The sequence below is a fragment of the Microbacterium sp. LMX7-1.2 genome, from assembly GCF_040675935.1.
Lineage (GTDB): Bacteria > Actinomycetota > Actinomycetes > Actinomycetales > Microbacteriaceae > Microbacterium.
Window position 1 is genome coordinate 1124720 of record NZ_JBEGIL010000001.1, and the last position, 14615, is coordinate 1139334.

The window sequence follows — 14615 nt, forward strand, 5'->3', positions numbered from 1 at the left end:
CTTACTTCAAAGTGGGTACCGCCGGTTCGGAATGTTCGAACACCGACACGTGGTTGTGCGGGATGTCACCAACGAAAGGACACCCCATGACCATCCTCGTCACCGGCGCGACCGGCCAGCTCGGACGCCTCGTCATCCAGAGTCTCCTCGAGCGCGGCGTCGACGCGCAGTCGATCGTGGCGGGTGCTCGCGATGTCGCGAAGGCAGAGGACCTCGGCGTCCGCGTGGCCCGCCTGGACTACACCGACCCCGCCTCCATCACGTCAGCTCTCGAGGGCATCGACACCGTTCTCTTGATCTCCGGGTCCGAGGTCGGGCAGCGCACCGCGCAGCACGCGGCCGTGATCGACGCGGCGACGGCGGCCGGCGTCTCGAAGTTCGTCTACACGAGCGCCCCGAAGGCGACGACGAGCGACCTGGTGCTGGCACCCGAGCACAAGGCGACCGAGGAAGCCATCGCCGCGTCTGGCCTGCCCGCCGTGATCCTCCGCAACAACTGGTACACCGAGAACTACGCCGCCGACGTCGCACGGGCGGCCGAGACCGGCGTGCTCGCCGCCGGCGCGGGCGACGGCCGCGTCGCCTCGGCCAGCCGCAAGGACTTCGCTGAGGCCGCGGCCGTCGTGCTCACGGAGGACGGCCACATCGGCCGGACGTACGAGCTGGGCGGCGACGTCGCCTGGACCTACGAGGATCTCGCCGCGGCGATCGCCGAGATCTCGGGGCGTGAGGTCGAGTACCGCCGTCTCGCGGTCGACGAGCAGCTCGCGGCCCTCCAGGCAGCGGGCCTCGACGAGGGCACCGCCGGATTCGTCGCGGCCCTGGACGCCGGGATCGCGGGCGGCGCGCTCGCCGAGACGGACGGCACACTCGCGCGCCTCATCGGTCGTCCGACCACCCCGCTCCTCGACGGACTGCGCGCCGTCGCCTGATCCGGAGAACGGATGCCGACGGGCATCGGCTCCGATCGGGGTCGGTGCCCGTCGGCCGTCGCATCGCCGGAGACCGGCGTCCGCTCAGGGCGCGGTCGCCTCGCGCGGGTGCACGTAGGCGATGGTCAGGACGATGGATGCGGCCTCCACGGCCTCCGCGGCGAGCGCCTCGGTGATCGCCGTGCGCACCGCGTCGAGGACGTCGATCGCGCGCACGGAGTACTCGATCCCCAGCGACGCCTCGACCCGCGCTCCGTCCCCGGCGAGGGTCACGGCGACGAGCGACTCGTTCGCGCCGACCACACCGAGCGCGATGGCCCCTTCCCCGACCAGATTCGACACCAGAGATCCTGCACGATAGACGTTCCGGACTCCGGGGGTCGCGAGCACCACCGCCTGGATCCGTGCGGCGATCCCTTCGGGCACCGTCATGCTCATGGCGTCTCCTCCGTCCGACGACTGACTCTCTGCACGTCCCTCACTCGCACGTCGATCCCGGCGACGACGAGGTCGGTGTGCCGATGCAGACGATCGGCAACCTCCGCGCGAAGGCCTTCGACGGCATCCGGGATGGAGGTGCCGTAGAACACGTTGACGTCGATCACGATCCGCACCGGCGCACCGGGGACCGTGACGTCGCCGTCGAGAGCCGCGTGCCCGACGAGGATCCCGGCGACGGCGTTCTCCGCCGATCGGATGAGCCCGCGCACGGCGCCCTCGGTGATCCCGAGGTCGACGGAGTCGTCGGGTTCGCCGAACGGGATGCGACGCCCCGCGCGGGCATCCAGCGCGATCCCGCTGAGGATGCGGTCGACCCAGCTGTCGTCGACCTCAGGCATCTCCGCGGCGTCGGCGTCGATGAGCTCGCCGCCGAGACCGTGCAGGCGCTCGAGCGCGTCCAGCGCGAGCTGGCATCCCGCCGACCCTTCGATCGACGGGTCGATCGGGAGGCGTCCCGCCTCGAGATAGTCGGTCAGCTCGTCGATGGTGTGGCCGTCGAGATCGCCCGGCTCGAAGCCCAGCCGACCCGTATCGGGGGTGCCGTTCTCGGTCATCGCCACGCCTCCATCCGTACGATCATGAACTTCCTCGCTCTCGCGAGCAGCCCTCTTGCGGTCGACACCGAGATGTCGAGCTCCTCGGCGATCTCGTCATACGAGTAGCCGCCCATCTCGCGGAGCACCCAGCACTCGCGCTGGGCGGCGGGAAGCTCCTGAAGCGCGGCACCGAGTGCTGCGATCCCCGCTCGGGCCTCGGCCACTCGCGCGGGCGAGTCCTTCGTCGGCGCGGCCTGCTCCATCTCATCGACGTCGACTGTCGGGCGCAGAGCACGGATCCGGTCGATGGCCTTGCGACTCACGATCCGCATCAACCAGCTCTTGACCCTCGCGGGATCATCGAGCTCCGAGAACCGCTGCCACGCGGTGACGAAAGTCTCCTGCACGATGTCGTCGACATCGGCGGAGGCGTTCAGCATCCGCTGCGTGTACGCGCGCATCATCGGCGTGTACCGCCGGACGAGTACCGCGAAGGCGCCGACGTCACCGTCCATCGCCCGTCCGGCGACGATCCGATCGTCCGCCTGCTCGAGAGCCGAGCGAAATCTCTCCCCGACCACCTGGCGATTCCCCTTTCCCGCTGTCCTGAGAGATTCGGAGCGACGCCGTCAGCGGATGGGGCATGCAGTCCGATCCGGACGGTCGTCATCGGCTCCGATACGGTCATGTCGTCGTCGCGGATCAGTCGACCCGCGCCTCCGACACGACCTCGACCTCGGTCTCGGCATCGTCGGCCGGGATGTGGACGTCGTTGATCGTCACGTTGACCTCGACCGCGGCCTTGCCGACGAACTCGCTCATGGCGAGGGAGATCGCGGCGCGGACGTCGTCGGCGACCTTCTGGAGGGAGGCCGGGTACTCGGCCACGATCGTGACGTCGACGGCCACCTGGGTCTCGCCGACCTCGACGCGCACGCCCTGGGTCAGGTCGGTGGAGTTGAGGGCGTCCCGGATCGCCCCGACAGCGCGTGCGGCTCCCCCGCCCAGCGCGTGCACGCCCGGGACCTCGCGGGCCGCGATGCCGGCGATCTTGGCGACGACGCCGTCTTCGATGATGGTCGCGCCGGTCGATACGGGGCCTGCCCCCGTGGAGACCTCGGGCCGGGTTCCGGTGTTCGCGTTCGCCATGATGTGCTCCTTCGTCTGTGGGGACTCCATGCGGAGTGGTCGCCGGATGGGCGACACACCTCTAAGACGGATGCTACGAACGATTCGTCACAGATTCGTCGAAAAGTTCTCTCACAGTGCACTCCAAGGTGCAGAGTGCAAACTTGCACTTCATGAGCGACAGTGCAGATTCACTGCGGGAGCAGCGTAAGCGGGAGACCTCCCGCGCCCTCACCGACACCGCCCGACGGCTGACGTCCGAGCAGGGGTTCGCGGGCTTCACGATCGAGGAGCTGTGCTCCGAGGTCGGAGTGTCCCGCCGTACCTTCTTCAACTACTTCGAGAGCAAGGAGAACGCGGTCTTCGGATTCGCCGCCACCGAGCCGCGGCAGGAAGAGCTCGAGCACGTGTTCGAGACCGGAACCGGCGACCTCCTCGACGACTTCGTCGCTCTCACGATCGCCCGATTCGAGCTCTTCAATCCGATCGACGACGCCCGAGCCCTCCTCGCCGTGATCGAGCAGGAGCCCAAGCTCATCAAAGCGGCCTTCGAACAGCTCGCGAAGAACGAACGACGTGACCGCGACCTCATCCTGCGCCGCATCGGCGACGACGCGGACGGCGAGATCCGCGCCGAGGTCCTCGTGTACACGGTCGGCGCCCTCATGCGACTGAGCATGGACCAGCTCCTGAACCACCACTCCGCCGACGCCTTCGGCGACCTCGTGCTGCACCGTCTCGAGGCCACACGCGCCCTGTTCACCCCCACCCAGAAAGCCGACTGAATGTCCGCCACCGCCACGAAGGATGCGCCCTTCCTCCTCACGAAGCGCCGCATCTGGATCATCTTCAGCGCCCTCATCGCGGGGATGCTGCTCTCGAGCCTCGACCAGACCATCGTGTCGACCGCCATGCCGACCATCGTCGGGCAGCTCGGCGGCGTCGACCACCAGGTGTGGATCACCACGGCCTATCTCCTCGCGACCACGATCGTCATGCCGATCTACGGCAAGTTCGGCGACGTGCTCGGCCGCCGGAACCTGTTCCTCGTCGCGATCGCGCTGTTCACGCTCGCCTCGGTCGGCTGCGCGTTCGCGACCGACTTCTGGACCTTCGTGGTGTTCCGCGCGCTCCAGGGCCTCGGCGGCGGCGGACTCATGATCCTGTCGCAGGCGATCATCGCCGACATCGTGCCCGCCAAGGAACGTGGCAAGTACATGGGTCCGCTCGGCGCCGTGTTCGGCCTCTCGGCCGTGGCAGGCCCGCTGCTCGGCGGCTTCTTCGTCGACCACATGACGTGGCAGTGGGCGTTCTACATCAACATCCCGGTGGGGATCGCCGCGTTCATCATCGCGCTCGTCGCGCTGAAGCTGCCGAGCAAGAAGGCCGAGAAGCCGATCGACGTGTTCGGCGTGATCTTCCTCTCGATCGCCACCACCTGCCTGATCTTCTTCACCGACTTCGGCGGCGACGCCGAGTTCGGGTGGGACTCGCTCGCCACCTGGGCCTGGGGCGCCGGACTCGTGGTCGCCGCCACCGCCTTCGTGATCACGGAGGCGCGGGTGCAGGACCCGATCATCCCGCTCAGCCTGTTCCGCAACCCGATCTTCATCAACGCCACGGCGATCGGCCTCGTGCTCGGCATCGGCATGTTCGCCGCGATCGGCTTCGTCCCCACATTCCTGCAGATGTCCTCCGGCACATCGGCCGCGGCATCCGGCCTCCTCATGATCCCGATGATGGTGGGCCTCATGGGCACATCGATCTTCTCGGGGATCGCGATCTCCAAGACCGGGAAGTACAAGGTCTACCCGATCCTCGGCACCATCATCACCGGACTCTCCATGGTCGCGTTCACGACCCTCTCGGCCGCCACGCCGATCTGGCTGATCTGCGTGTTCCTGTTCTTCTTCGGTGCGGGCCTGGGCCTCATCATGCAGGTCGTGGTCCTGGTCGTGCAGAACGCCGTGCCGGCGGGCGAGATCGGCACCGCGACCAGCACGAACAACTACTTCCGCGAGGTCGGCGCCTCGCTCGGCACCGCAGTGTTCGGCACGATCTTCACGACTCGCCTGACCGAGAACCTGCTGGGGGTGTTCACGGGCGCCGGCGCCTCGCCCGACGACGCCTCACAGGCCGCGTCGACGATCGATCCGGCCACGCTCGGCACCCTGCCGGATGAGGTGCGCGACGGCATCGTCACCGCCTATGCGGATGCGCTCGCTCCGGTGTTCTGGTACCTCGTGCCGTTCATCGCGGTCGCGCTGCTGCTGTCGCTGTTCCTGAAGCAGATCCCGCTCTCGGACACTGCCGGGCTCGTCGCCCGCGGCGAGGCGATCAGCGGCGAGGAGGCCGAGCGGCTCGAGGCGGAGCTGCGCGGCGGCCAGGTTACGGGATCGGAAAGTGAACCGGACGCCGATTCCACCGGATCGAACTCCGCTGCCCGCACCGAGTACCGCTGACACGCGGCGAGCGGGTCCGTCCTCCCAGGGCCGGACCCGCTCGAGAAGCCCCGTTCAGGGCAGATCGGAGAGATCCACGTCCTCCTCGTCTCCCTCGTCGACCGTGGTCTGCTCCGGACCCGGGGTGGCCTCATCGGGATCCGGGGCGGCGTCGTTCGTCACGAAGTCCGCGTCGACTCCCGTCGCGTCGATTCCGGCGTCGCCGTCGGGCATCTGCGGGTCTGACATGATCGCTCCCATCGTCGGTGTGCAGGACGACCATCGTCGGACGGCCGTCGCCGACCGACGATCCCCTTGACAGTCCGGTCAGAGGATGCCGGTGAGCACTCCCCCGTCGGCGCGGAGAGTCGCGCCGTTGGTCGCCGAGGCCCGCGGGCTCGCGAGGTAGGTCACGAGATTCGCGATCTCCGACGGCTCGAGGAACCGCTCGATGAGGGTCGTCGCGTTCTGGCCGATGATCGCGTCGCGCATCGCCTCGTCGGACATCGACTGCGCCGCGGCGACCGCCGCGACGCTCTCGGCGACCCCTTCCGAGTAGGTCGGGCCGCCGAGCACGGTGTTCACGGTCACGGCGGTGCCGCGCGTGAGCTTCGCGAGCCCGTTGCCGAGCGCCATCATCGCCGCCTTGGTCGTGCCGTAGTGGATCATGTCGCGCGGCACGTTGACGCCTGACTCGCTGCTGACGAACACCACTCGTCCCCAGCCACGCTCGATCATGCCCGGCAGAGCATGACGGGAGAGTCGGACGCCGCTCAGGACGTTGACCTCGAAGTAGCGCATCCACTCCTCGTCGCCGATCTGCGCGAACTCGGCCAGGCCGAACAGCCCGACGTTGTTCACGAGGATGTCGGTGTCACCGAGAGCATCCACGAGGCGGTCGACCTCATCAGCGCGGGCGAAGTCCGCAGCGATCCCCGACACCTCGGAACCCGCGTGCGCCTGCCGCAGCCGCGACACCGCGTCGTCGACCCGCGCCGGGTCTCGCCCGTTGAGCGTCACGCTGGCGCCTTCTGCCGCGAGCGCCGACGCCACGGCGTACCCGATCCCCTGGGTCGATCCGCTGACGAAGGCCGTCCTCCCCTGGAGTCCGAGGTCCATGTCCACTCCCGTCTTCGACGTATCGCACGTCGACATCACTTGCTTGAGCAAGTGAGGCTACGCTCAATGACTTGCTCGCGCAAGTCAGTTAGGCTGGAGCCATGCCCGCCATGGACCACGGCCTCACGCCGGACGAGCTCGAGATCTGGGCATCCGTCGCCTCGCTCCTCGAACGCCTTCCCTCCGCTCTCGACGCGCAGCTGCAGCGCGACAGCGGCCTCACGCACTTCGAGCAGGGCATCCTGCAGGCCCTCGACCTCGCCCCCGAGCGCACCCTGCGCCTGAGCGTCATCGCCGCCTACGCCAGCTGCACACTGTCGCGACTCTCGCGCGCGATCACCCGCCTGGAGACCCGCGGGTGGGTGCGTCGCGAGATCGACCCCGACGACGGGCGCTTCACCCTCGGCATCCTCACCCCCGCCGGCCACGATCAGGTCGCCGCCTCCACCCCGGGCCATCAGGCGCTCGTGCGCGAGCTGGTCTTCGACACCCTCACGGCCGCGCAGGCGCGACAACTGGGCGTGATCAGCCGACGCATCGCCACGGCGGTGGGGCCCGGCGAGCCCTGGAGTCCGCCGCGCCCCTGATCTCGTGCGCCGCCGTCACTCGTGCTCCGACCTCACTCGTGCTCCGGCAGCAGCGGCGTCGACCATCCGGGGTCGCGCCCCAGGAGCGTCCCACGCGAGACGGACGCCGCGCCGAACCTCTGCCGCACGGCGTCCAGCACGGTGTCGAGGCGCTCTCCGCCCTCCTCGTCGTCGAAGTCGAGCTCGGTCGGCGCGTCCGCGGCGCTGCTCAACTGCGACAGGGAGACGCCGATCAGGGTGATGCCCCGATCCGCGATCTCGACGAGTGCGGCAGCGAGCAGACCGCGGGCCAAGGCGAGCAGAACCGACGTGCGAGCAGTCGGTGTGCGCAGCGAGCGCGATCGCGTCGCCTTCGCGAAGTCGCCGAAGCGCAACCGCAGCACGACCGTGCGGCAGACCCGGTCGCGGTCGCGGAGCCGTCGGGAGAGCCCGTCGAGGATCTGCGTGAGGATGACGTCCAGTTCGTCGGGCGTGCGCGGCCTCGTGCCGAGGGCGCGCTGCGATCCGATCGAGCTGCGGCGGCGAGCGGTGTCGACCGGACGCGGGTCGCGCAGCCGAGCCAGGGCGTGCAGATGCGCTCCGGCCGCGCGCCCGAGCAGACGCTCGGCTGTGGCCGCTTCGAGGTCGGCCAGCTCACCCACCGTGCGGATGCCGAGGCCGTGCAGCTTCTCCGCGGTCTTGGCCCCGACGCCCCACAGGCGCTCGATGGGCAGCGGCAGCAGGAACGCCTGCTCGTGGGAGGGCTCGACCACGAGCAGTCCGTCGGGCTTGCTCACGGCGCTGGCGACCTTGGCGAGGAACTTCGTGCGCGCGACGCCCACCGAGATCGCGAGTCCGACTTCGACCCGCACACGCTCCCGCAGTCGTGCCGCGATCTGCTCGGGCGGCCCGGCGATGCGTCGCAGACCACCGACCTCGAGGAACGCCTCGTCGATCGAGATGCCCTCGACGAGCGGCGTCGTGTCGCGGAAGATCGCGAACACCTCCTTGCTCGCCTGGGAGTACACCTCCATACGGGGCGGCACGACCACGGCATCCGGGCAGAGGTCTCGCGCCTGCCGTCCGCCCATCGCGGTGCGGACGCCGCGGGCCTTCGCCTCATAGCTCGCCGCGAGAACGACTCCCCCGCCGACGATGACCGGACGGCCGCGCAGCTCCGGGGCATCACGCTGCTCGACCGAGGCGTAGAACGCGTCGAGATCGGCATGCAGCACGGTCGCCTCCTCGCGCATGACGCCTCCCGTCCGAGATCCGATCGCGACGAATCGTCGCACGGACCACCGACACAGGAGTGGCCGCCCCGAGACGACCGGGGCGGCCACGCGTGTCTTCGTGCGGGGAGGCGTTACTGCTGCTGCGCGCGACGGCGGATCATCAGGATCCCTCCGGCGACGAGCGCAGCGAGAGCCGCCCACAGGGCCGCGCCGAACAGCACGCCGCCCGTCTGCGCGAGCTCGCCGGCCGAGGCACCACCCTGCGCCGCGGTCACGGTTACAGCGGAGCGCAGCTGCGTGCCGTCGGGCAGGATCACGACCAGCGTGTGCGCCCCCGCCGGGATCGCCGCGGGGATCGTCACGGTCGTCGCGAACTCGCCGGCGGCGGACGTCGTCACCGAGCCCAACGCGACGGGCGTGGAGTGCAGCTCGATCCGCAGCGCGGCACCGGCGGCGAAACCACTGCCACTGACCTTCAGCGTGCCGCCCGCGACGACGCTCTGCGCGCCGATCGCGACGGTCGGCTCCTCGGCTCCGAGCTCTTCACCCGCGGCCGCCACGGTCACCGGCGCGCTGGTGGCCTCGGCCGGGGCGGATCCGTCGAGCGAGCCGCGCACGCGCACCGAGAGTCGCTGCCCCTCGGTGTTCGCCGGGATCGTGAACGACGCGGAGGTCGCACCTTCGACCGGCTCACCGTCGATGAGCCACTGGAACGCGAATGCCGTGCCCTCGGTCCATGCGCCCGGGTTCGCCGTGACGGTCGCTCCGACCTCGGCCGTACCCGTGACCGAAGGCGTGCCGACGACGAGATCACCGGGCTCGACCGCCGCCTGGCATGCTTCCCCGCACACGACGAACTCGGCCTGGAGTCCCTTGTGGTCGCTGGTCCACAGCGTCTGAGGCGTGAAGATCTCCTCGTCTGACACGGGAAGTGCCCGGGCTCCGCGGACGATGTCGCCCTTCGGTCCGACGATCCGCGCGCTCTCGAGGGCGAGCCGGTCGTCCGGAGCGAAGAAGATGTAGTCGATGCGGTCGCGCTCGTCGGCCTCGGGCGCCCACGCGAGCTGCGAGACGCTGACGTTCGGGGTATCGGCCGGCCAGGTGAACCCCGGGTGGGTCACGGGGTCGGGGTACTTCGCACGGTAGGCGTCGACGAGACCCGCGTCACGGAGGATGGCCGTGGTCTGCCACGGGGCCACGACGCCGTTGTGGTCGTAGAGGTCGGCGGTCTCGGGAGTCCAGTCCAGCGCGGACGGCTCGTTCATGTCGGCGCCCATCATGGTGAGGCGGCCCGCGGCGCGCTCGACGGCCATGTCAGCGGCCAGTGCGGATGCGGAGGCGGGCCGACCCGAGGCGTCGTTGGCGGCGAGGATCTGCTCCACATCGGTGACCGGGGCGCTCAGCTTGTTCCATCCGCGCCACTCGGTCGGGAATCCGGGGGCGAGCACGTCGCCCGCGTAGCCGCGCGGAAGGTACGTGGCGTAATACCGGTACTCGAGATGGCCGCCGTAGGCCGCGATCTGGGTGTCGCCGACCTGCACGATCGCCTTCATCCAGCCGCCCTGTGTGCCAGCGACCGTGACGACGCCCGCATCCACGATCGGGTAGCGCGAGATGACCGCGGCGCTGCCTCCTGTCGAGTGGACGTCGAAGCCGAGGTCGCGGGCGATCGCGGCGGCGCCGTTCTGCGCCTCCTCCACGAAGATCAGGTCGGCCCCGATCTCATCGAGCATGACGGCATCCGTGCTCTTGCCCCACAGGTTGAGCTGCATGACCGAGAGGCTGATGGGCTTCGTGGGGTCGACCTCGGGGCCTTCGTAGGGCTGCCCGGCGATCGTGAAGGTGGCGGGTTCGCTCACGCGCGTGTATCCGTCGTTGTAGAGGTATTCGACCCGGTAGGAGCCGGCCGGGAGGTCGTTGCCGCCGCGGTCCGTGGTGGGGAGCTGGATCGTGCCCGATGTTCCCGGCGCGTAGGCCCAGGCCATGCCGCAGGCGTCGCAGGGCTCGGGCTTCGAGGCGGGGTAGATCGCCACCCAGTTCTTGGTGCTCGGGCGATCGGTGGCGAAGTCGACCGTGAGCGCGTCACCGACGCCGACCTCGGCGCTCGCGAGCGTGATCTGGGAGGGGACCGCCGCGGATGCCGGCGCGGCGAGCAACAGCGGGGATGCGAAGAGCGCTCCCACGGCGATGGCCGCCGTGAGCAGGGCGCTGCGCCGGCGTCGGCGTGTCCCGGGGGCAGGGGACGAAGACATGTCTGCGTGTTCCTTCCTGAGGATGACGACGCGACCCTCGGGATCGCGTCTTCGAGAGCTCGGATGACCCTCTGCACGCGACAGAACCGCCGCAAGGTGGCCGATGGGTGAACGCGGTTTGACGAGATGGGGGCCGCGCAGCGGATCGCGACCGTTCAGGGCGCCCTCTCTGCACAGCTGTCCAGATCGGCTCACGGGAGAGGGTCTGGGCGCGGTCCCCCGGGAATGCAGAAAGCCCCGGAGAATCCGGGGCTTCGTTCTGTAGCAGGAGCGGGGCTTGAACCCGCGACCTCACGATTATGAGTCGTGCGCTCTCACCAACTGAGCTACCCTGCCGCACCGCATCCGCGACGTTTCTGCGGATGTTGCGAGCCCCGAGTCAGGATTGAACTGACGACCCCTTCCTTACCATGGAAGTGCTCTGCCACTGAGCTATCGGGGCGTGCTGCCCCTCGCGGGGCAACCACACGAGAATACCATCACCATGGCGTCCTCATGAAATCGAGGGGGTCAGTACGAGTACCGCCCCGCGTTCTCCCGCAGCCACGGGAGCGGGTCGATGGTCGACCCGTTGATGATGATCTCGAAGTGCAGGTGGGCGCCGTAGGAGCGGCCCGTGTTGCCGGTGTGACCGACGACGTCTCCGACCTTCACCGTCTGCCCGGCCTTGACCTGCAGCGAGCCGTACTGCATGTGCGAGTAGTGGCTCGTGATGACCTGGCCGTCGATCACGTGGTCGATGTAGACGGTCACGCCGTAGGCGCCGCCCTGCTCTGTCGCGATGCGCACGACGCCGTCGGCGATCGCCTGGATCGGCGCGCCCTCGCCCGGCACGAAGTCGATGCCCTCGTGCAGACGTCCCCAGCGCATGCCGTAGCCGGAGCTCATGCCCACGCCGACCTTGAAGGGCCACTGGATCGCAGCCTCGGGGTCGTTGGTGAAGACCTCGTTGGAGTAGTTGATGCCCTCCTCCGAGGCGACCTCCACGAGCGACATGGTCGAGAAGCTGTCGGAACGCGCGAGCGACTCGTTCTGCACGTCGGACGAGGTCACGAAGGCCTGGATCTCGTCCTTGCCCTCTGCGGCCGCAGCCCCGGAGGCGACGAGCGAAGTGGACGAGAGCGAGGCCGTGCCCTGGACAGCGGCGACCGCTTCGGCGGGAAGCGTCATGCCGACCGCCAGGAGACCGGCGAGGCTCATGACGCCGACGGTCGCGCCTGCGGCGAAGATCTTGCGGACCGACGGACGGCGACGGGCGACGTGCGCGGCGGCGGTCGGCACCTGCTCTGCGACGGGCTCGTCCGCAGCCTCGTCGGACGCGGAGCCGGTCGGCGTCGGGCCGGTCTCGGACGAGACTGCGCGGAACGTGCGGGAGGCGGCCGCGAAGGCGTCGGTGCTCGAGGAGGAGGTCGGCTCGGCCTCGGGCAGGGCCTCGGGCTCGGGGATCGCATCCGGCTCGGGCGCCGTGTGGGTCTCGACGGGCTCAGCAGCGGCGACGGTCTCGGCGGCGATGGCCTCAGCGGCGGCCGTGTCGACCTGCTCTGCTACGACGGTGTCGGAAGTCTCGATGTCCTCGACCGAACCGGTGGACTCGGACGCGCCGGACTCGGTCGCGCCGGACTCGGAAGTGTCGATGTCCTCGACTGATTCGGCGGATTCAGTCGCACCGACGGCTGCGGCGACGGCCGTCGCGGCGACGAAGACCTCGGCGGTGCTGAGTCGCTGGCGGGCGGCACGGCGCGAAAGCGGGGCTGCGGAGACGGGGGTCGTGTCTTCGGAGTCGGCTGCCTGCGCCTCTGCCGCGGGCGCCTCGGCGGGCGCGGTGCGGAGTCGGCTGGACCGGCGCGTGGGCGCAGAGGCAGCCTGGGGGTTCTCGAAGGGCAAAACGAATTCTCTCGGGTCAGACGTCACGCGGGGGGCGTAGAGGACTTCCACCGTTCGGGCCGATGAAAGTAACGATCGGATAAACACTAGCCTGCAGAGGCTGGGAATGCCATGAATCGCTCACGATTCGTCCTCCACGATACCCCGGAGCCGGTCGTGAACCTGGATGCCACCCGCGATGAGCAACGGTCTGGTCGACGAGCGATCGATCAGGGACACCTGTCCGCCCGCCTCTGCGACGAGCAACGCACCGGCGGCGAGGTCCCAGGGTTTGAGACCGCGCTCGAAGTAGCCGTCGAGACGTCCCGCGGCGACGAACGCGAGGTCGAGCGCGGCAGAACCGGCACGGCGGAGGTCGCGCGCCATCGTCATCACCCGCCGCACGGTCGCGAGGTCGCCGTCATGCGTCGACGGGTCGTAGCCGAATCCGGTCGCCAAGAGCGCGCCCGCCGGAGTCTCGGTCGTCACCGAGAGCCGGACCTCGCCCAGGAACGCCCCATCGCCGCGCGCCGCGTGAAACGTCTCGCCGCTGGCGGGGGCGTACACGACGCCGGCGAGCGCCTCCCACTCCCCCGGCACGACGCTCCCGCGCACTGCGGCGATGCTGACGGCATAGGAGGGGATGCCGTAGGCGTAATTCACGGTGCCGTCGATCGGGTCGACGACCCAGGTGACCCCTGTCGAACCGTCGTCCGGCGCGGACTCCTCCCCGAGGAAGCCGTCGTCGGGTCGGGCTGCGCGCAGTCGGGCCCTGATGAGCGCCTCGACCTCGCGATCCGCGTCGGTCACGATGTCGGCGATCGACGACTTCGTCGCGGCCAGGTGCACGCCCTCGGCGCGGCGGACGCGCGCGAGCTCTCCGGCTTCCCGCGCGATCTCGACCGCGAGGTCGCGCAGGTCGGACTCGACGCTCACTGCGGCGGGAGGGGCGGGGCCGGCGGATACGTCCCCGGGCCTTCGGGCGCCGGAGGCGTGGACGGGGGCGAGCTCGTCGGGGCGGCAGGAGCCGGCGGCACGGGAGGCGGCGGCGTCGGAGACGCACCGGCCTGCGGGTACGGAGCCACGGGGAACGGCTGCGGCGCCGGGGCCGGGGCCGCGAGCTGCGGGTGCGCGGGAGTCAGCGCCGACGGCTGGCCCGTGTAGTAGGCGTTCCAGTCCGGCGACCCGTCGGGAAGAGCGGGCAGCGGTGTCACGCCGTCGGCGTACGTCGGCCAGGCGGGAGCGGTCGCGATGCCCTGGGCCACCGCAGCGGGCTTCTTGGGGGCGAACAGCGCGTTCAGCAGCGGGATGAGGGTGGTCCCGACCGCCGCGAGGATCGTGAGCGCCACCACGATGCGCCAGTACAGCTCGCTGTAGTCGAACGTGTGCGGGAACGTGAGGAAGAACACCAGCATCCCGACGAGTCCGGCGAGGAACACCAACGTGACAATGTAGATGACCCGGGTGAACGTCGTGCGGTGTCGTTCGGCGGCGGGGGTGAACAGGCGGACGTGCAACAGAGCCAGCTGCAGGATGCCGACCACGAGGAGCAGCTGGAAGAACCGCTCCGCTCCCGTGAAGAACATGCCATCCTCGGGAAGCCAGATCTTCACCGCCCCGACCAGCAGCGCGACGATCCAACTGACCATGCTCGCCAGCGCGAGCCAGTCCGGACGGTTGGGCGCGAGTCCCGCCTCGAGGATCGCGATGCCCGCGAACGCCGCGAGCAGGAGGATCGTGAGGAAGGCACGGCCGATCAGACCGTCCTGGTCGCCGATCAGCACCCAGACGACGCACACGAGGGCGGCTGCGATGAGAGCGCCGATCGCGATCCAGATCGCTCCTCTGATGAGGAGTGACATGTTCTTCTTCTCGACCAGCTGCGGCGGCTGCTGGGCGATCTCCGGCTGGGACATCGCGTTCCTCTCGTTGAGCGGCGTTGCGTTCATCCTTGCACGGAGGCCGCCCGAACCGCCGTGCCGAACCGCGATCCCTCCGGCATCCGGGATGGATCGCCGTCCTGGCCGCGATGTGGAGGAGGG

15 protein-coding genes and 2 tRNA genes are annotated in these 14615 nt (G+C 69.6%); 4 read left to right on the plus strand and 13 right to left on the minus strand.

The annotated features are described in order from the left end of the window. The first annotated feature begins 86 nt into the window (after positions 1-86). Positions 87-932 carry an SDR family oxidoreductase gene (locus MRBLMX7_RS05535; protein ID WP_363366559.1) on the plus strand — a complete coding sequence of 282 codons (846 nt, stop codon included), beginning with the start codon at positions 87-89 and terminating at the stop codon, positions 930-932. Between the two features lie 84 nt (positions 933-1016). Here MRBLMX7_RS05535 and MRBLMX7_RS05540 read toward each other — a convergent pair whose 3' ends face one another. The 4 genes from MRBLMX7_RS05540 to MRBLMX7_RS05555 form a co-directional block, all read right to left on the minus strand. Then, a complete protein-coding gene (locus MRBLMX7_RS05540; protein WP_363366560.1) occupies positions 1017-1370 on the minus strand; it encodes a hypothetical protein in 354 nt (117 codons plus the stop codon). Continuing rightward, a complete protein-coding gene (locus MRBLMX7_RS05545; protein ID WP_363370830.1) occupies positions 1367-1987 on the minus strand; it encodes an Asp23/Gls24 family envelope stress response protein in 621 nt (206 codons plus the stop codon). The genes MRBLMX7_RS05540 and MRBLMX7_RS05545 overlap by 4 nt, the downstream gene beginning before the upstream one ends. Then, the gene (locus MRBLMX7_RS05550; protein ID WP_363366561.1) at positions 1984-2550 is read right to left on the minus strand and encodes an RNA polymerase sigma factor; all 567 of its coding nucleotides are present in this window, start codon (positions 2548-2550) and stop codon (positions 1984-1986) included. Before MRBLMX7_RS05550 ends, MRBLMX7_RS05545 begins: the two co-directional genes overlap by 4 nt. A 121-nt stretch (positions 2551-2671) precedes the next feature. After that, positions 2672-3118 carry an Asp23/Gls24 family envelope stress response protein gene (locus MRBLMX7_RS05555; RefSeq protein WP_363366562.1) on the minus strand — a complete coding sequence of 149 codons (447 nt, stop codon included), beginning with the start codon at positions 3116-3118 and terminating at the stop codon, positions 2672-2674. A gap of 152 nt (positions 3119-3270) precedes the next feature. Between MRBLMX7_RS05555 and MRBLMX7_RS05560 the strand changes: the two genes are divergently transcribed. Together MRBLMX7_RS05560 and MRBLMX7_RS05565 are read left to right on the plus strand one after the other, a co-directional pair. After that, positions 3271-3882 (plus strand): TetR/AcrR family transcriptional regulator, encoded by a 612-nt coding sequence (locus MRBLMX7_RS05560; RefSeq protein WP_363366563.1) that lies wholly within the window; start codon positions 3271-3273, stop codon positions 3880-3882. Beyond that, entirely contained in the window at positions 3883-5559 is a 1677-nt protein-coding gene (locus MRBLMX7_RS05565; protein WP_363366564.1) for an MDR family MFS transporter, read from the plus strand. A 54-nt stretch (positions 5560-5613) separates the two neighbouring features. On the opposite strand, the gene MRBLMX7_RS05570 is transcribed toward MRBLMX7_RS05565, so the two are convergent. Both MRBLMX7_RS05570 and MRBLMX7_RS05575 read right to left on the minus strand, forming a co-directional pair. Then, the gene (locus MRBLMX7_RS05570; RefSeq protein ID WP_363366565.1) at positions 5614-5787 is read right to left on the minus strand and encodes a hypothetical protein; all 174 of its coding nucleotides are present in this window, start codon (positions 5785-5787) and stop codon (positions 5614-5616) included. Between the two features lie 78 nt (positions 5788-5865). Beyond that, positions 5866-6657 carry an SDR family NAD(P)-dependent oxidoreductase gene (locus MRBLMX7_RS05575; RefSeq protein ID WP_363366566.1) on the minus strand — a complete coding sequence of 264 codons (792 nt, stop codon included), beginning with the start codon at positions 6655-6657 and terminating at the stop codon, positions 5866-5868. A gap of 101 nt (positions 6658-6758) precedes the next feature. On the opposite strand from MRBLMX7_RS05575, the gene MRBLMX7_RS05580 reads away from it, so the two are divergent. Next, positions 6759-7244 (plus strand): MarR family winged helix-turn-helix transcriptional regulator, encoded by a 486-nt coding sequence (locus MRBLMX7_RS05580; protein WP_363366567.1) that lies wholly within the window; start codon positions 6759-6761, stop codon positions 7242-7244. 32 nt (positions 7245-7276) lie between these two features. Here the strand turns inward: MRBLMX7_RS05580 and dinB are convergent, their stop codons facing one another. The 7 genes from dinB to MRBLMX7_RS05615 all read right to left on the minus strand — a co-directional run bounded on the left by dinB (position 7277) and on the right by MRBLMX7_RS05615 (position 14489). Next, a complete protein-coding gene (gene dinB / locus MRBLMX7_RS05585) occupies positions 7277-8476 on the minus strand; it encodes a DNA polymerase IV (RefSeq protein ID WP_363366568.1) in 1200 nt (399 codons plus the stop codon). Between the two features lie 113 nt (positions 8477-8589). After that, on the minus strand, positions 8590-10710 hold the full coding sequence (locus MRBLMX7_RS05590) for an endonuclease/exonuclease/phosphatase family protein (protein ID WP_363366569.1): 2121 nt from the start codon (positions 10708-10710) through the stop codon (positions 8590-8592). Positions 10711-10972: 262 nt separating this feature from the next. Then, positions 10973-11046 (minus strand) — tRNA-Met (locus MRBLMX7_RS05595). Positions 11047-11080: 34 nt separating this feature from the next. Beyond that, positions 11081-11152 (minus strand) — tRNA-Thr (locus MRBLMX7_RS05600). A 68-nt stretch (positions 11153-11220) separates the two neighbouring features. After that, positions 11221-12621 carry a M23 family metallopeptidase gene (locus MRBLMX7_RS05605; RefSeq protein ID WP_363366570.1) on the minus strand — a complete coding sequence of 467 codons (1401 nt, stop codon included), beginning with the start codon at positions 12619-12621 and terminating at the stop codon, positions 11221-11223. A 93-nt stretch (positions 12622-12714) separates the two neighbouring features. Next, positions 12715-13509: an inositol monophosphatase family protein gene (locus tag MRBLMX7_RS05610; protein WP_363366571.1), complete on the minus strand. Its 795-nt coding sequence runs from the start codon at positions 13507-13509 to the stop codon at positions 12715-12717. After that, positions 13506-14489: a hypothetical protein gene (locus tag MRBLMX7_RS05615; protein WP_363366572.1), complete on the minus strand. Its 984-nt coding sequence runs from the start codon at positions 14487-14489 to the stop codon at positions 13506-13508. The genes MRBLMX7_RS05610 and MRBLMX7_RS05615 overlap by 4 nt, the downstream gene beginning before the upstream one ends. Between the last annotated feature and the right edge of the window lie 126 nt (positions 14490-14615).